The organism is Chromobacterium vaccinii (assembly GCF_001855275.1).
In the GTDB taxonomy this organism is placed as follows: Bacteria; Pseudomonadota; Gammaproteobacteria; order Burkholderiales; family Chromobacteriaceae; genus Chromobacterium; species Chromobacterium vaccinii.
Genome location: NZ_CP017707.1, coordinates 4,672,007 through 4,693,404 on the forward strand (window position 1 = coordinate 4,672,007; position 21,398 = coordinate 4,693,404).

Annotated in this window: 20 protein-coding genes; 13 read left to right on the forward strand and 7 right to left on the reverse strand. The window is 67.2% G+C overall.

What is annotated here, in order from left to right; all coding sequences use genetic code 11:
- Positions 1–168: 168 nt before the first annotated feature.
- The 9 genes from BKX93_RS21575 to BKX93_RS21615 all read left to right on the forward strand — a co-directional run bounded on the left by BKX93_RS21575 (position 169) and on the right by BKX93_RS21615 (position 10,405).
- On the forward strand, positions 169–1,488 hold the full coding sequence (locus tag BKX93_RS21575) for a sodium-dependent transporter (protein WP_046157465.1): 1,320 nt from the start codon (positions 169–171) through the stop codon (positions 1,486–1,488).
- A gap of 77 nt (positions 1,489–1,565) precedes the next feature.
- Complete coding sequence (locus BKX93_RS21580) at positions 1,566–2,276, forward strand: substrate-binding periplasmic protein (RefSeq protein ID WP_082113739.1); 711 nt, start codon at positions 1,566–1,568, stop codon at positions 2,274–2,276.
- A gap of 66 nt (positions 2,277–2,342) precedes the next feature.
- Positions 2,343–3,569, forward strand: coding sequence for a DUF1615 domain-containing protein (locus BKX93_RS21585; RefSeq protein WP_070981306.1), 1,227 nt, complete (start codon positions 2,343–2,345; stop codon positions 3,567–3,569).
- Between the two features lie 147 nt (positions 3,570–3,716).
- Complete coding sequence (locus BKX93_RS21590) at positions 3,717–4,169, forward strand: (2Fe-2S)-binding protein (RefSeq protein WP_070981308.1); 453 nt, start codon at positions 3,717–3,719, stop codon at positions 4,167–4,169.
- A 9-nt stretch (positions 4,170–4,178) separates the two neighbouring features.
- A complete protein-coding gene (locus tag BKX93_RS21595; RefSeq protein WP_070981309.1) occupies positions 4,179–6,350 on the forward strand; it encodes a xanthine dehydrogenase family protein molybdopterin-binding subunit in 2,172 nt (723 codons plus the stop codon).
- 11 nt (positions 6,351–6,361) lie between these two features.
- A complete protein-coding gene (locus tag BKX93_RS21600) occupies positions 6,362–6,907 on the forward strand; it encodes a hypothetical protein (RefSeq protein ID WP_070981311.1) in 546 nt (181 codons plus the stop codon).
- Positions 6,904–7,908, forward strand: a complete 1,005-nt coding sequence (locus BKX93_RS21605) for an XdhC family protein (protein ID WP_070981313.1) — start codon at positions 6,904–6,906, stop codon at positions 7,906–7,908. Before BKX93_RS21600 ends, BKX93_RS21605 begins: the two co-directional genes overlap by 4 nt.
- On the forward strand, positions 7,905–8,474 hold the full coding sequence (locus tag BKX93_RS21610; protein ID WP_046168616.1) for a nucleotidyltransferase family protein: 570 nt from the start codon (positions 7,905–7,907) through the stop codon (positions 8,472–8,474). Before BKX93_RS21605 ends, BKX93_RS21610 begins: the two co-directional genes overlap by 4 nt.
- A gap of 80 nt (positions 8,475–8,554) precedes the next feature.
- Entirely contained in the window at positions 8,555–10,405 is a 1,851-nt protein-coding gene (locus BKX93_RS21615) for a methyl-accepting chemotaxis protein (protein WP_070981315.1), read from the forward strand.
- A gap of 3 nt (positions 10,406–10,408) precedes the next feature.
- Here BKX93_RS21615 and BKX93_RS21620 read toward each other — a convergent pair whose 3' ends face one another.
- The 7 genes from BKX93_RS21620 to BKX93_RS21650 form a co-directional block, all read right to left on the reverse strand.
- Positions 10,409–11,416: an ABC transporter ATP-binding protein gene (locus BKX93_RS21620; RefSeq protein WP_070981938.1), complete on the reverse strand. Its 1,008-nt coding sequence runs from the start codon at positions 11,414–11,416 to the stop codon at positions 10,409–10,411.
- Between the two features lie 19 nt (positions 11,417–11,435).
- Positions 11,436–12,236: an ABC transporter permease gene (locus BKX93_RS21625; RefSeq protein WP_046158569.1), complete on the reverse strand. Its 801-nt coding sequence runs from the start codon at positions 12,234–12,236 to the stop codon at positions 11,436–11,438.
- Positions 12,233–13,144 carry an ABC transporter permease gene (locus BKX93_RS21630; RefSeq protein ID WP_070981316.1) on the reverse strand — a complete coding sequence of 304 codons (912 nt, stop codon included), beginning with the start codon at positions 13,142–13,144 and terminating at the stop codon, positions 12,233–12,235. Before BKX93_RS21630 ends, BKX93_RS21625 begins: the two co-directional genes overlap by 4 nt.
- A 63-nt stretch (positions 13,145–13,207) precedes the next feature.
- Complete coding sequence (locus tag BKX93_RS21635) at positions 13,208–14,308, reverse strand: ABC transporter substrate-binding protein (RefSeq protein ID WP_021477296.1); 1,101 nt, start codon at positions 14,306–14,308, stop codon at positions 13,208–13,210.
- A gap of 180 nt (positions 14,309–14,488) precedes the next feature.
- Positions 14,489–15,748 (reverse strand): cyanide-forming glycine dehydrogenase subunit HcnC, encoded by a 1,260-nt coding sequence (gene hcnC / locus BKX93_RS21640; protein WP_070981318.1) that lies wholly within the window; start codon positions 15,746–15,748, stop codon positions 14,489–14,491.
- Position 15,749: 1 nt separating this feature from the next.
- Positions 15,750–17,156: an FAD/NAD(P)-dependent oxidoreductase gene (locus tag BKX93_RS21645; protein ID WP_070981320.1), complete on the reverse strand. Its 1,407-nt coding sequence runs from the start codon at positions 17,154–17,156 to the stop codon at positions 15,750–15,752.
- Entirely contained in the window at positions 17,153–17,464 is a 312-nt protein-coding gene (locus BKX93_RS21650; protein ID WP_031296427.1) for a (2Fe-2S)-binding protein, read from the reverse strand. The genes BKX93_RS21645 and BKX93_RS21650 overlap by 4 nt, the downstream gene beginning before the upstream one ends.
- A gap of 503 nt (positions 17,465–17,967) precedes the next feature.
- Here BKX93_RS21650 and BKX93_RS21655 point away from each other — a divergent pair.
- From BKX93_RS21655 to BKX93_RS21670, 4 genes are all read left to right on the forward strand, one after another.
- The gene (locus BKX93_RS21655; RefSeq protein ID WP_144408909.1) at positions 17,968–18,480 is read left to right on the forward strand and encodes a hypothetical protein; all 513 of its coding nucleotides are present in this window, start codon (positions 17,968–17,970) and stop codon (positions 18,478–18,480) included.
- 36 nt (positions 18,481–18,516) lie between these two features.
- Positions 18,517–19,020, forward strand: a complete 504-nt coding sequence (locus tag BKX93_RS21660) for a hypothetical protein (RefSeq protein WP_083340629.1) — start codon at positions 18,517–18,519, stop codon at positions 19,018–19,020.
- Positions 19,021–19,101: 81 nt separating this feature from the next.
- Positions 19,102–20,097, forward strand: a complete 996-nt coding sequence (locus tag BKX93_RS21665) for an asparaginase (protein ID WP_046168605.1) — start codon at positions 19,102–19,104, stop codon at positions 20,095–20,097.
- Positions 20,098–20,683: 586 nt separating this feature from the next.
- Complete coding sequence (locus tag BKX93_RS21670; RefSeq protein WP_046168604.1) at positions 20,684–21,241, forward strand: AAA family ATPase; 558 nt, start codon at positions 20,684–20,686, stop codon at positions 21,239–21,241.
- Positions 21,242–21,398 lie beyond the last annotated feature (157 nt).

Below are 21,398 nucleotides of genomic sequence, written 5' to 3' on the forward strand. Positions count from 1 at the left end.
CGACTCCGCGGTTTGCCTCATCGGCAGGCGCGGACGTTCGGCGACGCCGCGGCATCGCGCGTTTCCCGTGCACGTTAGACCGGCTCCGTTTCGGCGGGGCGATTGCGCGTGCCCGAGCGCGCGTGGCGGCACACATAAAACCTATTACACGACAAAGATTTACAGGACATGGCTAGATCTCAATGGGGCTCGCGCCTCGGTTTCATTCTCGCGGCAGCCGGCTCGGCCATCGGGCTGGGCGCCATCTGGAAGTTCCCCTACGTCGCCGCCACCAACGGCGGCGGCGCGTTTTTGTTCATTTATCTCGGCATCTGCCTGACGTTGGGCCTGGCGCTGATGGTGTCGGAGATGGCGTTGGGACGCGCCGCCAGCGCCGGCGCCGTCGGCGCCTTCCGCAAGCTGGCCGGCGGCTTCTGGCCGGTGATCGGCTATATGGGCGTGCTGGTGTGCTTCCTCATTCTGTCGTTCTACAGCGTGGTGGGCGGCTGGACCGTCGCCTATATCGTCAAGTCGCTGCAGGGCAGCATCATGACTTCCGATCCCAAGGCGCTGGGCGCCATTTTCACCGGCTTCATCAGCGACCCGGTGCAGCCGGTGCTCTACCACGGCGGCTTCGCGCTGCTGACGCTGGCAGTGGTGGTCGGCGGCGTGCAGAAGGGCATCGAGGCGCTGTCCAAGTTTTTGATGCCGGCGTTGTTCGTGCTGATGCTGGTGTTGATCGCGCGCGGCCTGACGTTGCCGGGCGCGCTGGAGGGCGTCAGCTACTTCGTCGCGCCGGACTTCTCCAAGGTGAGCGCGGCGATGCTGGTGGACGCGCTGGGCCTGGCCTTCTTCTCGTTATCGCTGGGCCTGGGCATCATGATCACCTACGGCTCCTACGTCGGCCGCGAATCCAAGCTGGTGAGCTCGGCGCTGTGGGTGATCGCGCTGACGGTGGCCACCTGCTTCCTGGCCGGCCTGATGGTGCTGCCGGCGGTGTTCGCCTTCGGCTTCGATCCGTCCGCCGGCCCCGGCCTCACCTTCATCACCATGCCGGCGGTGTTCGCCCACCTGCCGCTGGGGCAGCTGTTCGCGGTGATGTTCTTCTGCCTGCTGTTGCTGGCGGCGCTGACATCTTCCGTTTCGCTGCTGGAAGTGGTGACCAGCTTCGCGATCGACGAGCTGCGCCTGTCGCGCCGCGCCTCCGCCATCCTGATGGCCGCCGGCACCTTCCTGCTGGGCATCCCGGCCTCGCTGTCGCTGGGCGTGTGGGGCGATTATCAGCTGGGCGGCATGAATTTCTTCGACCTGCTGGACTTCGTCACCTCCAAACTGCTGATGCCGGCCGGCGAATTGCTGCTGGCGCTGTTCGTCGGCTGGAAAGCCTGGCCGGTGGTGAAGGCCGAGCTGTCGTCGGGCCGCTCCCCGCGGGCTATGCAGTGCATGCGCGGCTTCTGCATGGCGCTGGCGCCCTTGCTGATAGGCTGGATCATGCTGGCCGGCATCTGACGCCGGAATGAGAAGACGGGGAGCGATGGCTCCCCGTTTTGCTATGGTTCAGACAGTACGGATGGCCTGGAGAGACGATGTCTGGATGGCGAGCGGCGGCGGTCTTGTTGGGCGCGTTGCAGGCGGGGGGCGCGCAAGCGGAAACCCTGCGCATGCTGCTGACGCAGATTCCCGGCGTCATCGAGCTGGCGCCGGACGGCGCGTCCATGCGGGGCACCGGCGTCGACCTGATGAAGGAAGTGGGGCGCCGGGCTAGCGTGGAGCTGCGCTTCGAGGCCTATCCCCAGGCGCGCGCCCGCCTGCTGGTGGAACAGCAGGCCGACGCCTGCTTTCCCGTTGGGCGCTTGCCCGAATTGCAGGCGAAGTACAAATGGACCGCGCCGCTGTTGCACATGCGCCTGGTGTTGTTGGCCAGGGCGGACGACGGCCGTCAGCTGAGCGGCTTGGAGCAGGCTCAGTCGCTGCGGGTGGGGGCGATGCGCGGCACCATGGCGGCGGCGCGGCTGAAAGAGCGGGGCCTGGCGGTGGAGGAGAGCGCCGATTATCTGAGCGGGCTGGAGAAGCTGCGGCTGGGCAGGCTGGACCTGTGGGCGATGCTGGATGTCGGCATTTCGTCGCTGGCCAAGCGTCTGGACATGCCGCCGCCCAGGGTGGCCTGGGTGATGGATACGCTGGACGTATCCTTCGCCTGCAACCGGAAAGTCGACGACGCGCTGATCGCCCGGCTGGACCGCGCCATCGCTTCGATGCGCGCCGACGGCAGCATGGCCCGTTTCGATCTGCGTTGACGGCAGGCATGCCAAATGGGCCCGCGCTGGGCTACACTGCCGTTTTTGCCCGTATGCGAGACACCGTTGAAAGCCCGTCTGACCCTGCTGGCAGGCAGCCTGCTTGTCGCCGCCTGCGCCACGCCGCCTAATCCGGCCTCCGCGCCGGCCCCCATCGTCGCGCCGGAACCGGCCTCCGCCCCCGCCGTCGACGTGCCGCCGTCCCAACCGGCTTCCGCGCCGGCCGCCGCGCTGCCCTCGCGCCCGGTCGCGCGGCCGGCGCAGCCGCCGGCGGCCATTTCCGACAGCCAGGGCCGCGCCTTGCTGGACCGGTTGCTGCCGCCGGGCATCCCGGACCGCAAGGGCTGGAGCAACGACGTGATGGGGGCGTTCAGCCATCTGAAGATTCCATACACGCCGCAGTTCTTCTGCGCGGTGCTGGCGGTGGCGGAGCAGGAGTCCGGATTCAGTCCGGACCCGGTGGTGCCCGGGCTGTCCAGGATCGTCTGGGGCGAAATCGAGCAGCGCCGGCAGAAGTACCTGATTCCGCAGTTCGTCGTCGACGCGGCGATGAGCAAGAAATCGCCGGACGGCCGCACCTTCAAGCAGCGAGTGGACGCCTTGCGCACCAAGCGCGAGATGAACGCGCTGTACGAGGACATGGTGCGCGAGCTGCCGTTCGGCCAGACCATCTTCGAGCATAAAAATCCGATCCGCGACGGCGGGCCGATGCAGGTCAGTGTGGCTTTCGCCGAAACCCACATCCGCGCCTGGCCGTATCCGTACAGTTATTCCAGCTTGCGCGACGAGGTGTTCGGCCGCCGCGGCAGCGTCTACTTCGGCACCGCCATCCTGCTGCAATACCCGGCGCCGTACCACGAGATGGTGTACCGCTTCGCCGACTACAACGCCGGCCGCTATGCCAGCCGCAACGCCGCCTTCCAGCAGGCGGTGGCCCGCCTGTCCGGCCGCAAGCTGGCGCTGGACGGCGACATCATGCTCTACAGCGACAAGATGAACCGCGTGCTGTCCGGCGAAACCAGCGACACCCAGCGCGCGCTGCAGTCCATCGCCGGCCGACTGGGCCTCAGCGACGCCGACATGATGCGCGACCTGCGGCAGGAGAAGCTGTCCGGCTTCGGCCAGAGTCCGCTGTACCAGAAGGTGTTCGCTCTGGCCGGCCCCAAGGCCCCGCGCGAAATCATCCCGCAGATCGTGCTGGTCAGCCCCAAGTTCACCCACAAGCTGACCACCGAGTGGTTCGCGCGCCGAGTCGACGGCCGCTACCAGCGCTGCCTGCAGCGGGGAGGCTGAGCGGGCCCGCCGGCTTGAGTCTGAACCGATAGCGCCTATAGTGATTGCAGCGGCGCCGAGGCGGGATTCCGCCCGGCGCCGGTTCGCATCCGGACGGCGGCCATGGCATGGCCGTCGTCTTCTGTTTCTCGGCTCGGGAGGCAAGGCATGAAGGTTTCCATCAACGGCAAGGAGGTGGAGCTTAACTCCTCTCCGGACACGCCCATTCTGTGGGCATTGCGCGACGAACTGGGCCTGACCGGCACCAAGTTCGGCTGCGGCGCGGCCTTGTGCGGCGCCTGTACGGTGTTGAAGAACGGGTTGCCGATCCGCTCTTGCGTGACGCCGATCTCCACGCTGGCGGCGGACGACAGCATCACCACGGTGGAAGGCAACGCCGACAAGGTGGGCCAGGCGGTCAAGCAGGCCTGGCATGAGCTGGACGTGGTGCAGTGCGGCTTCTGCCAGAGCGGCCAGGTGTTGGCCGCCACCGCCTTGCTCAGCGTCAACCCCCATCCTTCCGATCAGGACATCGACCTGGCGATGAGTGGCAACCTGTGCCGCTGCGGCACCTATCCCCGCATCCGCGCGGCCATCCACGCCGCCGCCAAGTTGCTGTAGGAGACCAGGATGACGACCACTGGAGTGTCCCGCCGCAGTTTCCTGAAAATGAGCGGCGCGGTCGGCGGCGCGCTATGCCTGGGCTTTGTTCTGAGCGAGGGCGGGCGCAGGGCCGAGGCGGCCGAGGCCAAGAACGCCATTCCCTCTCCCAACGCCTTCGTCCGCATCGAAAAGGACGGCGGCGTCACAATCGTCAGCAACAAGTCGGAAATGGGGCAGGGCATCTACACCTCGCTGGCGATGCTGATCGCCGAGGAGCTGGAATGCGACTGGAACCGGATCAAGGTGGTGTCGGCGCCGGCGGCGCCCATCTACGTCCATACCGCCTTCCATATCCAGATCACCGGCGGCAGCACCAGCACGCTGTCCAGCTATGACCAGTACCGCAAGATAGGCGCCGCCGCGCGCGACATGCTGATCGCGGCCGCCGCGCAACGCTGGCGCGTGCCGGTCTCGCAATGCCGCGCCGAAAACAGCCGGGTGTTCAACAACGCCAACGGCGCCAGCCTGGGCTACGGCGAGCTGACCGAGGCCGCCGGCAAGCTGCCGGTGCCGGACGCGGTGGAGCTGAAGCCGCGCCACCGCTGGAAGCTGCTGGGCACCCGCGTGCACCGGGTGGACGGCGACGAGAAGCTGGACGGCCGCGCGCAGTTCGCCATGGACGTCCGCCTGCCCGGCATGCTGACGGCGCTGGTCAAGCGCTGCCCCAGCTACGGCGGCAAGCCGAAGGGCTTCAACGCCGACGCGGCCAGGGCGGTGCCCGGCGTCAAGGACGTGTTCGCGATCAGCAACGGCGTCGCCGTGCTGGCCGATGGCTTTTGGCCGGCCAAGAAGGCGCGCGATCTGCTGGAGGTGGAATGGGACCGCGGCGCCAACGCCGAGCTGGATTCGGCCCGGCAGCGGGCGGATTACCGCGCCCGCGCGGCCAAGCCCGGGCAGGTTTATCGAAGCGAGGGCGACGCCAAGGCGGCGCTGGCCGGCGCGGCCAAGAAGCTGGAGGCTTGGTACGAGGTGCCGTATTTGTCCCATTCGCCGATGGAGCCGCTCAACTGCGTGGTCTGGCTGAAGCCCGGCAGCTGCGAAATCTGGAGCGGCACCCAGTCGCAGACGATAGACGCCGGCATGGCGGCCGCGATGTCGGGGTTGAAGCCGGAGCAGGTCACGCTGCACACCACCTTGCTGGGCGGCGGCTTCGGCCGGCGCGCGGTGCCGGTCGGCTCCGACTGGCTGAAGGAGGCGATGGAGGTGGCCAAGCATCACGGCCAGGACGTGCCCGTCCGGCTGATGTGGACCCGCGACGACGACCTGGCCGGCGCCTACTACCGGCCGATGTGGCTGGACCGCGTGCGCGGCGGCATCGGCGCCGATGGCAAGCCGGCCGCCTGGCTGCAGACCGGCGTCGGCCAGTCCATCATCGCCGGCACGCCGTTCGCGCCGATGATGATCAAGAACGGCATCGACGGGGTGTCGGTGGAAGGCACCGAGGACATGCCCTACGCGCTGCCGGCGGTCTCGCTGGACCTGCACACCCCTGAGATCCCGCTGCCGGTGCTGTGGTGGCGTTCGGTCGGCCATTCCCACAGCGCCTTCTCCAAGGAAAGCTTCATCGACGAGCTGGCGCGGCTGGCGCGCCAGGACCCGGTGGCCTACCGGCTGGCGCTGATGGACAAGGCGCCGCGCGAGCAGGCGGTGCTGCGCGAGGCGGCGCGGATGGCCGGCTGGGGCCGCAAGCTGCCCAAGGGCCATGGCCTGGGCGCGGCCGTGCACACGTCCTTCGGCTCCCATATCGCCCAGGTGGTGGAGGTGTCGGTCAAGGGCAAGGAATTGAAAGTGGTGCATGTCTGGTGCGCGGTCGATTGCGGCGTGGTGGTCAATCCCGACCAGGTGGCGGCCCAGATGGAGGGCGGCATCATGTTCGGCCTGTCCGCGGCGCTGTTCGGCGAGATAACCTTCAAGGACGGCGAGGTGGAGCAGAAGAATTTCGACGGTTACCCCATCGTCAGGATGTTCCAGGTGCCCAAGGTGGATGTTTCCATCGTCGCCAGCGAGGAAGCGCCGGGCGGCACCGGCGAGCCGGCGGTGCCGGTGGTCGCGCCGGCGCTGGCCAACGCCATCCATGCGGCTTCCGGCCAAAGGCGGCGCGAGCTGCCGCTGAGCCGGCACGGCTACCAGATGGTGTGAGGGATACGGACATGAAAATCTCGATAGTTTTGTGCTGGGCGCTGGGCGCCTGGCTGCCGGCCGCGTGGGCGGCGGGCGACCCGGCCGCGTCGCGGCAGGCCTTCGGCGATGTGGCCAGGGTGCTGCAATCGCCGCGTTGCCTGAACTGCCACACCGTCACCGACTTTCCGCGCCAGGGCGACGACCGCCATCCGCACCAGCAGATGATCAAGCGCGGACTGGCGGACATGGGCCATCCGTCGCTGATGTGCCTGGCCTGCCATCAGACGGCCAACTCGGCCGACGGCGCGGTGCCGGGCGCGCCCAACTGGCACCTGGCGCCGCTGAGCATGGGGTGGGAGGGGCTGAGCGCCGGCCAGATGTGCCGCCGGCTGGTGGACAAGTCGCGCAATGGCAACCGCGACGTTCCCGCGCTGGTCGCCCACATGACGACGGACCCGCTGGTGCAGTGGGCCTGGCATCCGGGCGGGCGGCGCACGCTGCCGCCCTTGTCGCAAAACGATTTCCACGACGCGGTGCGGCGCTGGGCCGATACCGGCGCCTATTGTCCGAAATGAGCGCGGCGGTGCGCGGCAACGACGAGACCGTGCTGGCGCAGACGCTGGACTGGCTGCGGCAGGGCCGCCGCGTCGCGCTGCTGACGGTGCTGGGCACCTACGGCGCCAGCCCCAGGCCGCCCGGCGCGCTGGCGGCGATACGCGACGACGGCGTGATCTGCGGCTCGGTGTCCGGCGGTTGCGTAGAGGACGATCTGCGGCGGGAAATCGCTGAAGGCGGCGTGTTCGGCCCCGGCCCCGCAACCTGGGTGCGCAGCTTCGGCGCCAGCGTCGAGGAGAGGCAGCGTTACCGGCTGCCCTGCGGCAACAGCCTCAGGGTGGCGGTGGAGACGGCACCCGACCCGGCACAGCTGGAGGCGCTGCTGGCCGCGGTGCGGCAGCGCCGCTGCCTGTGGCGGCGGGTCGATTACCGGGATGGCGCGGCTTATCTTCTGAATGAAGGGCCGGCGGACGCCTTCGCCGAGGACGAGACGGGATTTTCCGTGCTGCACGGCCCGCGCTGGCGGCTGTTGATCATCGGCGGCGCCGAACTGGGCCTCTACCTGGCGCAGATCGCGCTGACGCTGGACTACGCGGTGACGGTGTGCGAGCCGCGCGAGGAATACGCGGCGGGCTGGGAGCTGGGAGGCGTCGCGCTGTCGGTCGAGATGCCGGACGACCTGGTGCTGGCCTTCGGCTGCGACGAGCGCACCGCGGTGGTGGCGGTGACGCACGATCCCAAGCTGGACGACCTGGCGTTGATGGAGGCGCTCAGGCTGCCCTGCCATTATGTCGGCGCGTTGGGCTCGGCCACGACTACGATGAAACGAAAGGCGAGGCTGGCCGAGCACTTCGGCCTGACGCCGGCGCAGTTGGACAAGCTGCACGGACCTGTGGGGCTGGCGATAGGCTCGCGCACCCCGGCCGAGATCGCGGTCTCCATCGCCGCCGATCTGATCGCCAGCCGCAGCGCTTGTAACCGGGAGGGGGCTCATGGCGAGGAAAGGAGTTGCCGGACATGATGGCGGGCGCTCTGCTGGCGGCGGGCCAGGCGCGCCGCTTCGGCGCCGACAAGCGGCAGGCGCGGCTGCCGGACGGCCGCACGTTGCTGGAGGCCAGCGCCGAGGCGTTTATCGGCCGGCTCGGGCCGTTGGCGCTGGTGCTGCCGGAAGACGACGCCTTCGGGCTGGAGCTGTGCGGCCGGCTGGGCCTGCAGCCGCTGGCCTGCCGGCTCAACCGCGGCGGCATCGGGCATTCGCTGGCCTGCGCCGCCGCCTGGGCGCTGGGGCTGCCGGATTGCCGCGGACTGGTGCTGGGCTTGGCGGACATGCCGGCGGTGCGGCCGCACACCGTCAGCCAGGTGGCGGCGGCGCTGGCGCACGGCCAACTGGTGCTGCCCTGCTATCAGGGCCGGGCGGGCCATCCGCGCGGGCTGCCGGCGGATTGCTTGCCCGGATTGCTCGATTTGCGGGGCGATGCCGGCGCGCGCGACATCCTGGACTGGAATGGGGCCCTGAGGCTGGAGCTGGACGATCCGGGCGTGTTGCTGGACATCGATCAGCCGGAGGACCTGACGAAGCTGGTCTGAGCCGCGCACCCTGGTATTTACGCTTAGCGGCGGGCCTCTCCTATAGTGAGAAGTGTTCCGGCTCGGGGTGGATGACGGATATGCGGGTTCGCTTCACGGTTGCCCACAAACTGGTGCTGCTGATCGCGCCGCTGGTGCTGGCCCTGTCTTGCGTGGCGATAGGCTACGCCTGGCATCAACGCCAGTTGTTGCAGGTGCTGGACCGCGATCAGGTGCTGAGCGCCAATATCGAGATGGTGGGAGAGCTGATCCAGCAGCTGCAGGTCGAGCGCGGGTTGGGCTATGGCTATCTCAACCGCCATCAGGCGTTGCCTGCCGAGCTGGTTCGGGCGCGCACGGCGGCCGATATCGTGCTGCAGAAGCTGCGGGCCCAGCCGCAGGACGAGTTGTCCGACGGCCTGCGCGCCTATCTGAGCCACAGCGTGCCGACGCAGAATGATCTGGACCAGCTGCGCCGAGACATAGACGCCCGCCACATCTCGCCCGCGCCGGAGTTCAACCGCTATTCGGACATGATCGAGCAGCTGTCCGGCATCATCACCCTGTTCAATGCCCAGACGCCCGAGGTGCAGGCCCTGCTGTTGCAGTGGTCTGCGGTGAATTGCCAGAAGGAATTCACCAGCCGCACCCGCGGGCTGGTGACCGGCGTGCTGACCGTGGGCAGCTTCAGCATCACCAATTTCCGGCTGGTCAGCGGCGTGGAGTCGCAGGAAGAGCTGTGCCGCTCGCAATACCGGCAATACGGCGGCGACGAGGCCGCGCTGCGGGCGGCGATGGACCGCAGCCGGCAGTTCGAGTCGGCCCGCGACGCGGTGTTGGCGCGCGGCGCCGGCGCGATGCAGAGCGAGACGCCGGACGAATGGTTCCGCGTCGCCGGCCTGCGGGTGGCGGAGCTGTACCAGCTGCAGGGCCAGCTATTGCAGCAGATCCGCGGACAGTTGGACGCGCAGGCGAGCAGCGCGCGGGTGTATGGCTATCTGGTGCTGCTGGGCCTGTTGCTGCTGCTGTTGCCGATCGGCCTGGCCGTGCTGGTGGGCCGCAACATCATCCGCACCCTGGGCGCGGAGCCGGACGAGGTGGCGCGGGGCATGCGCGAGCTGTCCGCCGGCCGGCTGGACTTCTTCCTGCCGCTGCGGCGCGGCGACGACCACAGCCTGGCCGCCCACATCCGCCAGATGGGCGAGCGGCTGTCCGGCGTGATCCTGCAGGTGAAGGAAGACGCCGACGCGGTGGCCAATGCATCCATCGAGCTGAATTCCGCGTCGCAGGGCCTGTCGCAGGGCGCGGCGCGCACTTCGTCCGACGCGGAAGAGAGCAGCAGCGCGATCGACGACATCGCCTGCAGCATGTTCAGCATGGCCGGCGACGCCAATCACGCCGGCGGCATGGCGGACACCGCCAGCGCTCAGGCGGCCGAGGGCAACCGGGTGGTGCAGCAGACGATAGCGGCGATGCGCCAGATCGCCAAACGCACCGACATCATCGACGACATCGCCTACCAGACCAACCTCCTGGCGCTGAACGCGGCGATAGAGGCGGCGAGGGCGGGCGAGCACGGCCGGGGCTTCGCGGTGGTGGCGGACGAGGTGCGCAAGCTGGCGATGCGCAGCCAGGCCGCGGCCAAGGAGATCGGCCGGGTGGCGATAGACAGCGTGGAGCTGGCGGAGAGCGCCGGCCAGCAACTGAGCGATATCGTCGAGTCCAGCCGCCAGACCCTGGATCTGGTGAAGGGGATTTCCAGCGAGGCGACGGAGCAGGCGCAGCGGGTGGGCAATATCAACCAGGCGATGCGGCGGCTGAACCAGCTGTCGCAGGACAACGCCGCCGCCAGCGAGGAGCTGTCGGCGGCGGCGCAGGAGGTGGCGATGCGCGCCGACAGCCTGCGCCAGCAGATGCATTACTTCCAGCAGGGGACCGAGTCCTCGGATTGACGCTCAGCGCACCTCGCGCAGATTGTCGCGGTCGAAGCGCAGCCGCACCGGCGCGCCGGCCGGCAGCAGATCGGCCGCGTGGCGGTTGAGCCGGTCCACCTGCAGCGTCGCGCCGCCGGCGTCCACCTGGTAGCGGATGATGTTGCCCAGCAGTTGGTGCTGGCGGATCACCGCCGACAGCGCCTGATCGTCGGCGGCGTCATCGCTGCCCAGCAGTTCTATCGATTCCGGACGCACCGCCAGGTGGCCGCGGATTTCCAGCCCCAGCAGCGCGTGGCTTTGCTCGGCGGTCAGCAGATTGTAGTTGCCCATGAAGCGGGCGACGAATTCGGTGGCCGGCTGGGTGTAGATGGTCTCCGCCGCGCCCTCCTGCTCCACCTTGCCCTGGTTCATCACGAAGATGCGGTCCGACATCGTCAGCGCCTCTTCCTGGTCGTGGGTGACGAAGACGGTGGTCAGACCCAGGCGGCGCTGGATGTCGCGGATCTGCTCGCGCAGGTTCTTGCGGATGCGGGCATCCAGCGCCGACAGCGGCTCGTCCAGCAGCAGCACGCGCGGCTCCACCACCAGCGCTCGGGCCAGGGCCACGCGCTGGCGCTGGCCGCCGGACAGCTGGTGCGGCAGGTGGAGTTCGCGGCCGTTCAGCTCCACCAGCGCGATCACTTCTCCCACCTTGCGGCGGATTTCGTCGGCGGAGCGCTTCTGCATCTTCAGGCCGAAGGCGATGTTGTCGGCCACGTTCATGTTGGGAAACAGCGCGTAGCTCTGGAACACCATGCCGATGCCGCGCTTCTGCGGCGACTGGCGGGTGATGTCGTCGCCGGCCAGGCGGATGGCGCCGCCGCTGGGCGTCTCGAAGCCGGCGATCATGCGCAGCACCGTGGTCTTGCCGCAGCCGGACGGGCCGAGGAAGGTGACGAACTCGCCGGCCTCCACCTGCATGTTGAAATCGTGGACCACGGCCTGCTGGCCGAAGCGCTTGTTCAGATGGTCGATTTGCAGAAATGCCATGATGCTTTCCGTTTCCAATTCAATGTTCGTCTGCGCCGAAGGCGGCGCGGTTGCGGCTGACCACCTGCATCAGCCCCATCGCCGCCCAGGTGACCAGGAAGGCGATGATGGCCAGCGCGGCCGGCTCGTAGGCGCGGTTGGCGCCGATCAGTTGCAGATAGGGGCCGAAGGCCGGGCGGGCCAGCAGGCTGGCCAGCGTGAACTCGCCGATGACGATGGCGAAGGTCAGGAAGGCGCCGGACAGGATGGCGGTTTTCAGGTTGGGGAAGATCACCAGTCTGAGGATGTCGAACCAGCCGCTGCCCAGGCTCTGCGCCGCCTCGGTCAGCGAGCGGACGTCTATCGCCGACAGGCCGGTGTCCACCGAGCGGTACAGATAGGGCAGGGCCAGCGTCACGTAGCCGAACACCAGCAGCGCGTCGGTGCCGCGCTCGCTGCCGGTGAACGGCAGCCAGCCGCCGCTGCCGTAGAGGCGCAGGTAGCCGAACACCAGCACGATGGCGGGAATCACCAGCGGCAGCAGGGTGATGAATTCGATCAGCGGCCGCAATTGCGGCAGCTTGAGCTGCACCCAGAATGCGGTGGGCACCACCAGCAGGATGCCGACGGCGATGGTCAGCAGCGCCAGCAGCGCGGAGTAGCCGAAGCTCGCCTGGAAGCCTGGGTCGGTCAGCACCGTTTTATAGGCTTCGAAGCTGTAGCCTTCGCGCTTCATTTTCAGGCTGAATTCGAAGGTGGCGATCAGGGGCAGCAGGAAGTAGCCGCTGCCGAGCAGAATGGCGAGCCAGGCGCCCAGGCGCGAGGTGGCGGTGGGTTTCATGCGGCCTCCCTTTGGCTGCGCTTGCGCAGCCAGATGTAGCCGGCATTGGCGCTGCCGGTGATCAGGACCATGCCCAGCGCCAGCGCGTAGCCCAGGTTCTGGTCGTGCAGCACGTCGCCGTGGATCTGCGCGTACAACAGGATGGTGACGATGTTCAGCGAGCTGCCGGTCAGCGCGTAGGCGGTGGCCACCGCGCCGAAGGCGTTGGCGAACAAGAGCAGCGCGGCGCCGACCAGGCTGGGCCACAGCACCGGCAGCGCGATGTGCCGCCAGTAGGCGAAGTCCGAGCCGCCCAGGCTCTCGCAGGCCTCGCGCCATTCGTCCTTCAGCCCTTCCACGGCGGGGGCGATGATCAGCACCATCAGCGGCACCTGGAAGTACAGATAGGTCAGCGTCAGGCCGGCGAAGCTGAGGATGGAGAAGCCGCTGGCGTACAGGTCGAAGTCCAGATACTTGCGCAGCAGCATGGTCACCAGCCCCATCCGGCCCAGCGTGGACAGGAAGGCGAAGGCGAGCGGAATGCCGGCGAAGTTGGACGCGACGCCGGAGAAGGTGGTCAGCGTCGGGCGGATCCAGGCGGGCAGGCCGCCGCGTATCGCCGCCAGCGCCAGCAACAGGCCCAGCGCGGTGCCCAGGATGGCCGAGGCGGCGCTGATCTCCAGGCTGATCTTGTAGGCGCTGAGGATGTTGTCGTCGAACAGGCGGACGATGTTGTTCAGCGTGAAGTGGCCCTGGGCGTCCTGGAAGGCGCCCACCATCAGCATGCCGGTGGGCAGGATCAGGAACAGCAGCGCGAACAGCAGGAAGGGCGCGACGCCCACCCACGACAGCAGCGAGGCGCGGGCGGCGCTTGGGGGAATGGCTGTGCGGGAGGAGGGCGTCGGCATGGATTCTGAGGATGCGGACATCGGTGTTTCTCTAGGTGAACGGGCCGCCAGAGGCGGCCCGGAGGTAAGGCTAGACGCAGCGTGTTACTTCACGTTGCTGCCAACCACGCTGTCCCACTGCTTGGTGATGCCGGCCTTGTAGGCTTCCTGCTGCTCGATGGTCGGGAACACCGCTTTCTTGTAGGCGGCGGCGTCCGGCAGCTTGCTGATCAGCTCGGACGGGATCTTCTTCCTGGCGGTCAGGTCGTTGAAGCGGATCGGGTGGCAGTAGCCCTTCAGCCAGGCCACCTGGCCTTCGTCGGAGAACAGGTATTCCATCCACAGCTTGGCGGCGTTCGGGTGCGGCGCGTAGGCGCTGATGGCCTGGGCGTAGACGCCGGCCACCACGCCGCTCTTCGGCACGATCACGTCCACTTTCGGGTTGCCCTTCAGCGTGTCGCGGTCGGCCAGCGCGTTGTAGTCCCAGCGCACGATGATGGGGGTGGTGCCCTGGGCCAGCGAGGCGGCCTTGCCGATCACCGGCACGAAGTTGCCGTTCTTGTTCAGCTGCGAGAAGAATTTCAGGCCGGCGTCGGCGGATTTGCCCACGTCGCCCTTGGCCTGGGCCAGGCCGGCGGCGAATACGCCCTGAATGGCCTGGTTGGCGGCGCGCGGGTCGCCGGCCAGCGCCACGGCGTTCTTGTATTCCGGCTTCAAGAGGTCGGACCAGTCGGCCGGGGCCTTGCTGATCAGGTCGCGGTTGACCTGGAAGGTCAGCACGCCGTAGTAGTCGCCGTACCAGTAGCCGTCCTTGTCCTTGACGTTGTCCGGAATGCTCTTCCAGGTGGACACCTTGTACGGCTGCAGCAGGCCGGCGGCCTTGGCTTGCGGGCCGAAGGACAGGCCGACGTCGATCACGTCCGGCGCCTGCGGTCCCTTGTTGTTCTTGTTGGCCTTGATGGCCTCCAGCTCGTCGGCGGAGCCGGCGTCGGGATTCAGCTCGTTGACCTTGATGCCGTACTTGGCCTTGAAGCCGGCGATCACATTGCCGTAGCCGCACCAGTCGTGCGGCAGGGCGATGGTGTTCAGCTCGCCTTCCTTCTTGGCGGCCTGGACCAGCGCGGCGAGATTGTCTGCGATGGCGGCGTTGGCGATCAGACCCAAGGCGCCGGCGACGGCGATGTAACCCAGTTTGTGCTTCATCATTGCTCCCCTTCTGCGGCCGGTGGCCTATCTATCGAAAAACTGATGCGATGGTATGAGGGATTGATGACAAAACGACGTCATTAATATGACAAAACGGTTTCATCCGCCGATGTCCGCCGGCGCGGGCGGAAAAAAACCGCCAGGCCATCAGGCCGTGGCGGCTCAGTGAGAGGAACTTGATCAGGCGTGCAGCGCGAAATCCATCTGTTTTTCGGTGCGGTTGGGGAAGCGGCCGGCCAGGAAGGGCGTGACGTCCAGCGGCAGCGGCTCGCCGCGCACCAGCCCGTTCAGCAGCACGCCGGTGATGGCGGAGGTGAGGATGCCGGTGCGGAAGTGGCCGCAGGCGTTCAGATAGCCTTCGACGCCGTCTTCCGGCCCCAGGATGGGCAGCTCGTCCGGGGTGCCGGGACGCAGGCCGGCCCAGCAGCGCTTGATGTTGACGTTGGCGAGCTCCGGCACGCAGCGGATCGCGCCCTGCACCAGGCCGTTGATTTCCGGGTAGGTGATGGCGGTGTCGTAGCCCTTGTCCTCGGTGGTGCTGCCGATCAGGATTTCGCCGTTGTCCTTCTGCGCGATGTAGCAGTCGCTGGTGGTGATGCAGCCGCGCAAGAGCTTGGGCATTTTCTCGGACAGCACGATCTGGCCCTTGACCGGCTTGACCGGGATGGTGCGGCCGGTGGCCCAGCGCGACAGCTCGGCGGCCCAGGAGCCGCCGGCGTTGATCAGCGTGTGGCAAGAGAAATCGCCGGCCTCGGCGGTGCTGACGCCGGTGACGCGGCTGCCCTGGCGGGTGACGCCGGTGACGTTGACGTTGAAGAACACGTCGACGCCGTTTTGGCGCGCCGCCTCGGTATAGGCGTCGGTCAGGCGGAACGGGCTGACCTGGTGGTCGCACAGGAATTCCAGCGCGCCTTGCGCCTGGCCGCTGACATAGGGCTCGTCCGCGCGCAGCTGGGCCTGGTCCAGCCAGCGCACTTCGCTGGCCAGATGCGGAATCTGGGCGGCGATGTGCTCGGCGTACAGCTGGTCTTCCTCATCGTAAATGATGTACTTGAGCCCGGTGCGCTCGAACTTGAAGTCCATGCCGTGGTTTTCCATCAGCTCCTGGTGCAGCGTCGGGTACAGGGCGTTGGAGGCCAGCGCGAAGTCGAAGAAGCTCTGCGGCAGGATGTGCGGCGTGGTGGCGTCCACGGCCACCGCGGCGCCGGCGGCGTCGCGCTTGCGCTTGGCCGAGGTCATGCGGAAGAAGATCACGCCGCAGCCCAGGCCCACCGACTCGCCGATCGCCCACAGGCCGCCGGCCGACGCGCGCGACGCGTTGCCGGGGCGCTTGCTGTCGATCAGCGCGATCTTCAGGTCGCGGTTCTTGGACAGCTGGTAGGCGCAGGAGGCGCCGATCACGCCGCCGCCGGCGATCACGATGTCGTATTGCTTGCTCATGTCAAATCTCTTCAGTCTGTTGGGCATCGATTGCGGAGAAGGCCGAGAACGGCAGCGGGTCCAGCGGGAAGCGCGGGCGTATCCAGCCCACGTCGCGCTTGCCAGTGTGCTCGCGCAGGCGGTCGCTGCAATAGCCGACGCACATCTTGCCCTGGCAGTCGCCCATGCTGACGCGGGTGCGCATCTTCAGGCTGATCAGGTCGTTGACGCCCTGCTCCAGCGCGGTGTCGATGTCTTGGCGGGTGGCGTGCTCGCAGCGGCAGATCACGGTGTCGCGCGCCGGCAACGCAAGCTGGCCGCGGCCGCGGCGGGTGAAGCTGTCTATGCCCTTGCGGAAACGCAGGATGGAAGCGAGTTCGTCCAGGCATGCCTGGCGCCGGCTCAGCGCCTGCGCTTCGTCCAGCTTGCCCAGCTGCAGCAGCATGGACAGCGCGGCGATGCGGCCGGTGACGATGGCGGCGTCGCCGCCGCGCAGGCCGCCGATGTCGCCGGCCAAGTGAACGTTGCTGCGGCTGCTGCGCTGCCAGTCGTCGTTGACCGGCTTCAGGTAGCCGTCGTCGGCGTAGCGGTGCTCCAGACCCATCTGCTGGGTCAGCTGGGTGCGCGGGATGAAGCCGTAGCCGACGGCCAGCGTCTGCACTTCCAGGCGGCGGCTGCGCGTCAGGTCGGCGTGCCATTCGGCGTCGTACGGCGCGACGGTCACCTCGCCCAGTTCGGCGTCGCCGTGGGCTTCCACCACGCCCCAGCCGTAGTGCAGCGGGACGCCGTGGCGCTTCAGGTAGGCCACCATGCTCAGGCCGTCCAGGAACAGCTGCGGCTGGTTGAGCAGGGCGATCGCCTCCTTGGCCAGCCGGCCGAAGGCGCTGGCCTCGTAGACGCCGGCCACTTCCACGCCGGCGCGGTGCAGTTGGCAGGCGACCAGCGGCAGCAGCGGGCCGGTGCCCACCAGCACGGTGCGGCCCAGCGGCTTGACCACGCCGCTCTTGATCTGCAGCTGCAGGCCGCCCAGCATGATCACGCCGGGCAGAGTCCAGCCGGGGAAGGGCACGCTGCGCTCATGGCAGCCGGCGGCCAGCAGCAGCTGGGAGTAGGGGATGGCTTCGACCTGTTCGTTCGGCGTCAGCGCGAACAGTTCGCCGTCGCCGCCGCCGACGATGCGGGTGTCCAGCCGGATGTCGACGCGGCTGCGGTATTGCTCGAACTCGCGGTGCAGCGCCTGCATGTTCTCGCGATAGCGTTCGCCCAGGTAGTCCAGCACCACGCCCTGGCGCAGCGGGCCGCGGTAGACCACGCCGCCGACGCGGGAGGCTTCATCCAGCAGCACGCTGTCCACGCCGTGTCGGGCCAGTTCCATGGCGGCCGACATGCCGGCCGGGCCGCCGCCGACGATCACCGGTTTCGCGCTCATCTCAGGCCCTCCGTGTTCAGGCGGTTATGGGCCGTTTCCACTTTCATTCCGGGGCTGACCACGGTCTGGCAGGCGCGGCGCTTGTGGCGCCCGTCTATCTTGACCAGGCAGCAATGGCACACGCCCATCCCGCAATAGGAGCCGGCGATCTGCTGGTTGTCGTTGCGGCTGAGCTGGCGCAGGCCGACGGCGCTGAGCACGCTCAGCACGGTTTCGCCGCTGGCCGCTACGACGGGTTGATCGTTGATGTGTATCGTCAGGGTCTGGCCCTGCAATGCCTGGATATCGTGACTGCGGTGTAAGGACATGGTGCACCTTGCTGGTTTTGGCTAGCTGGCGGTTTCTTACCGTGAAGCCGGGTTCCGCCATCGCTCCGGTTCATGATCGCGATACAGGTTTTGTTCGCTTGTCGGCTAAATTATTTTCAAATCTGATGCAAATGGACTTGCTATGCGCAAGCAAAGTTCGTTTTAGCATTATGAAACTGCCATTTGTTTAACTCATGTCAATTTTTGAATTTAAACTCTATAAAAATGACAAACAGACAGTCTGTCTGTTACTTTTTTGCCGACTGTATATATGCAGATTCGAACGCGCTTCATGTTCGTTAACCAAGGGGGGAAATTCGGACATCGGCGGGAAAAACGGCTATGCCTCCTGGCCTGGGCGGCTACAAACGCTTACACGCCGAAACCTGAATGCTGCTGAATTCATTGCCGGGAGCGGTCAAGCTGTAATCGGTTTTGCAAGGAACTGAATACAGCAGGCCGGACGGCTGAGCCGATCCGGCCCGAAATCCAGGAGACGAATGGTGAAAACGATGATTGCCGGCCTCGTCCGGTTGATGCCGCTGGCGGCGGCGTGCGGACTCAGCGCCTGCGTGGTGGCGCCGCCTCGAACGGTGTACCGGCCGGTGACGGTGCAGGTGGAGGCACCGCGCAACTGGCGGCCCGCCGAACATCCCTACTATCTGCATGCGATGAGCGATCTGCGCCAGGCGCGCGCTTATCTGGCGCGGCCGGACTATCCGCAGATCGCCGACGACGAGCGCCGCGCGGTGGCCGAGATCGACGCGGCGCTGGGCGAGATGCAGCATGCCGCCATCGAGGACGGCAAGGATCCCTGGCGCTACGAGCAGCCCGATGGCCATATGAGCCCGACCGACCGCTTCCACCGCGCGCTGGAGCTGCTGGACGCCGCGCGCCGCGACGCCGGCCACCAGGAAGACGACCCCTGGGTGCGCGATTTGCAACGCCGGATCCTGCATCACGTCGACGCCGCGCACCACGCGGTGCAGCAAGCCATCAACGACGCTCTGCGCTGAGCGCCGGACCGATTTCGATCATACGAGGAGACAATCATGAAACTGCGTGGAATTCTGGCCATTGTGGCGCTCGCCGCCGCCGGCAACGCGATGTTGAGCGCCCCGGCGCTGGCCGATGGCTGGCATGAAGGCGACGCGTGGACCTGGCAGCAGCATCAATGGCATCCCGAGGAGCACCCCTACTACCTGCACGCGATGAGCGATCTGCGGCAGGCGCGCGATCTGCTGGCCCGCCCGGACTATCCGCGGGTGATGGACGACGAGCGGCACGCCGTCGATGAAATCAACAAGGCGATGCGCAAGATGCGCGACGCCGCCATCGACGACGGCAAGGACATCTACGACCGCGCTGAGCCGGACGCGCGCTGGCGGCCGGAAGACCGCTTCCATCAGGCCAAGACGCTGCTGAACAAGGCCCGGCAGGACGCCTCCCACCGCGAGGACGATCCCTATCTGCGCTCGCTGCAGCGCGATATCGTCCATCACATCGACGAAGCCCGCCGCGCGATCGACGTGGCGGTGTCCGACGCGCTGCGCTGATCCCGCCTGTTCCGCTGGCGTGTGACGCCGGGTGAGGCTTGCGCTACCATCGTCCGCAGACCAAGTGCGATGGAGTATGCAATGAGCCGAATCCTGGTGCTCTACACCGGTGGTACCATAGGCATGGACCACACACCCGAAGGCCTGGCCCCCGTGCCGGGCCTGCTGCCGCGCCTGCTGCAGCGTTTCGCCCGCCCGGGCCTGGAGTTCGACATCGTCGAATTCGAACAACTGATCGATTCTTCCGCGCTGACGCCGCGCCAGTGGAACCAGATACTGGACGCGCTGGTTTCCCGCTACCACGACTACGACGGCTTCGTCGTCATCCACGGCACCGACACCATGGCCTACACCGCCGGCGTGCTGGCGTTCGCGTTGCGCGGACTGGCCAAGCCGGTGGTGCTGACCGGCGCCCAGCTGCCGCTGGTGCATCCGCGCTCCGATGGCTGGAGCAATCTGGCCGATGCGCTGGAGGCGGCCTGCCAGCCCGACCTCAATGAAGTGGCTGTCGCCTTCGACCGCCTGCTGCTGCGCGGCAGCCGCGTCCGCAAGATGGACGTCGAGCGTTTCGCCGGCTTCAACAGCCCCAACGCCGAGCCGCTGGCCGAGTTCGCCATCCACGCGCACTGGCGCAAGGAGCGCTGGCTGAAGCCGGACGGCGAGTGGCGGCCGCTGCGGATAGACGAAGGCCTGAAGCTGGCCGCGCTGATGCTGACGCCAGGCTACGGCAGCGCGCTGGCGGGGCAGACGCTGCGCGACGGCGGGCTGGACGGCGCCGTCCTGCTGGCTTACGGCAGCGGCAACGCGCCGGCCGATCCCATTCTGCTGCAGGGCATCGCGGCGATGGCGGCGCGGGGCGCGCCGGTGCTGACGCTGACCCAGGCGCCCAGCGGCGCGGTGGAGGTGGGCGCGTACGCCGCCAGCCAGCCGCTGGCCCGCGCCGGCGCGCTGCCGGGCGCGGATCTGACGCCGGAGGCCGCGCTGGCCAAGCTGCAGGCGCTGCTGTCGGCGGGGATGTCCGGCGAAGAGCTGCGCAAGCAACTGGTCCGCCCGCTGCGCGGCGAAATGACGGTTTGAGTTTCCCCGTTGAAATCAAAGGCTGCCTAAAAAACAGGCAGCCTTTTTTCATGCTTTGCGCTCAGGGACTTGCGTGGCTTGTCCACAACGCTTCCACATGGCTTTGCACCGCGAGTGTGGGAAACCGGCGCGATGATCCGGCTTTGCGGCCGGTGGGAATGGACGGCATTTTTGCTTAAAAAATAATCAGTCAGGCGTGAGTCTTGGAAAATCAGCCGCTTGTGCGGCTTGTCCACATCCTGCGCACAGCTTTGTGTACCGGCGCGGTGGATGACGCCAGGCCGCCGGCGCGCAAAGCTGCCTAAAAAACAGGCGATGCCGGTTTTCCCTTCCCATACAGCGGCTTGCCGTGCCTATCCACAACCGGTCCACACGGCTCTGCACCGGCGATGGGGAAAAAATGTTGAAATGATTAAAAAATAATCAACACTGGGAAAGGCCAAGGCATTCAATGCTTTGCGGTTCTTGTCCACAGCCGGCTCACAGGGCTGTCCCCGGTGCTTGTGAAAATCCGGGAAACCATGGTCCATCGGGGTATAATGTCCGGCTTGGCCTGAACAATGGCCGGCGAAGGCCGGGAAGACGGATGATGGGGCAGCAAAGGGCCGCAGGGCCTATCCGGGTGGCGATCGTCGGGCCGGAATCCAGCGGCAAGAGCACGCTGGCCCGGGATTGGTCGCACCGATTGCGAGAGCTGGGCATGAGCGCCGCGTGGGTGGAGGAGTATTCCCGGGCCTATTATGCGGACAGGCCCTATGTGTCCAGCATCGCCGACATCGAGGCGATCGCCGCCGGCCAACTGGCGGCGGAAAGGCGCGCGGAGGAGGCGGGAGCAGACATCCTACTGTGCGACACCACGGCGCTGACTTGCAAGATCTGGGCCGAAGTGGCGCATGGGCAGGCGTCCGACGCGCTGCTGGCCTTATATCGGCCGCGCGATTACGCGCTGACCGTGCTCGCTTGTCCCGACATTCCCTGGGAGCCTGACCCGCTGCGCAGCCATCCTGGCCAGCGTGACTGGCTGCTGGATCTGCATCGGCAGGAACTGGCGCGGCAGGGCATCGCGGCGGTGGAATTGGCCGGCACGCATGAGGCGCGGCTGGCGCGGGCGATGGCGGCACTTTTGCCGTTGCTGCCTGCCTAAAAAATGATCAGCCTGGAAATGGATAAGCGAATCAGCGGTTTGCCGCGCTTGTCCACAGCGGCTCCACAATATTGTTCGCCGGCGGCGTGGATAGTCCGGCGAAGCTGCCTAAAAAACGGGCGGCGAAGAAAACATCAGACAGATTAAGGGCTTGGCG

Bases quoted from the DNA above. Each gene is read 5' to 3' on its own strand.
- BKX93_RS21670 (WP_046168604.1), top strand. From the start codon at position 20,684: ATGATGGGGCAGCAAAGGGCCGCAGGGCCTATCCGGGTGGCGATCGTC.
- BKX93_RS21615 (WP_070981315.1), top strand. From the start codon at position 8,555: ATGCGGGTTCGCTTCACGGTTGCCCACAAACTGGTGCTGCTGATCGCG.
- hcnC (WP_070981318.1), bottom strand. From the start codon at position 15,748: ATGAGCAAGCAATACGACATCGTGATCGCCGGCGGCGGCGTGATCGGC.
- BKX93_RS21635 (WP_021477296.1), bottom strand. From the start codon at position 14,308: ATGATGAAGCACAAACTGGGTTACATCGCCGTCGCCGGCGCCTTGGGT.
- BKX93_RS21650 (WP_031296427.1), bottom strand. From the start codon at position 17,464: ATGTCCTTACACCGCAGTCACGATATCCAGGCATTGCAGGGCCAGACC.
- BKX93_RS21645 (WP_070981320.1), bottom strand. From the start codon at position 17,156: ATGAGCGCGAAACCGGTGATCGTCGGCGGCGGCCCGGCCGGCATGTCG.
- BKX93_RS21620 (WP_070981938.1), bottom strand. From the start codon at position 11,416: ATGGCATTTCTGCAAATCGACCATCTGAACAAGCGCTTCGGCCAGCAG.
- BKX93_RS21590 (WP_070981308.1), top strand. From the start codon at position 3,717: ATGAAGGTTTCCATCAACGGCAAGGAGGTGGAGCTTAACTCCTCTCCG.
- BKX93_RS21605 (WP_070981313.1), top strand. From the start codon at position 6,904: ATGAGCGCGGCGGTGCGCGGCAACGACGAGACCGTGCTGGCGCAGACG.
- BKX93_RS21610 (WP_046168616.1), top strand. From the start codon at position 7,905: ATGATGGCGGGCGCTCTGCTGGCGGCGGGCCAGGCGCGCCGCTTCGGC.
- BKX93_RS21625 (WP_046158569.1), bottom strand. From the start codon at position 12,236: ATGAAACCCACCGCCACCTCGCGCCTGGGCGCCTGGCTCGCCATTCTG.
- BKX93_RS21630 (WP_070981316.1), bottom strand. From the start codon at position 13,144: ATGTCCGCATCCTCAGAATCCATGCCGACGCCCTCCTCCCGCACAGCC.
- BKX93_RS21600 (WP_070981311.1), top strand. From the start codon at position 6,362: ATGAAAATCTCGATAGTTTTGTGCTGGGCGCTGGGCGCCTGGCTGCCG.
- BKX93_RS21660 (WP_083340629.1), top strand. From the start codon at position 18,517: ATGAAACTGCGTGGAATTCTGGCCATTGTGGCGCTCGCCGCCGCCGGC.
- BKX93_RS21665 (WP_046168605.1), top strand. From the start codon at position 19,102: ATGAGCCGAATCCTGGTGCTCTACACCGGTGGTACCATAGGCATGGAC.
- BKX93_RS21595 (WP_070981309.1), top strand. From the start codon at position 4,179: ATGACGACCACTGGAGTGTCCCGCCGCAGTTTCCTGAAAATGAGCGGC.
- BKX93_RS21580 (WP_082113739.1), top strand. From the start codon at position 1,566: ATGTCTGGATGGCGAGCGGCGGCGGTCTTGTTGGGCGCGTTGCAGGCG.
- BKX93_RS21575 (WP_046157465.1), top strand. From the start codon at position 169: ATGGCTAGATCTCAATGGGGCTCGCGCCTCGGTTTCATTCTCGCGGCA.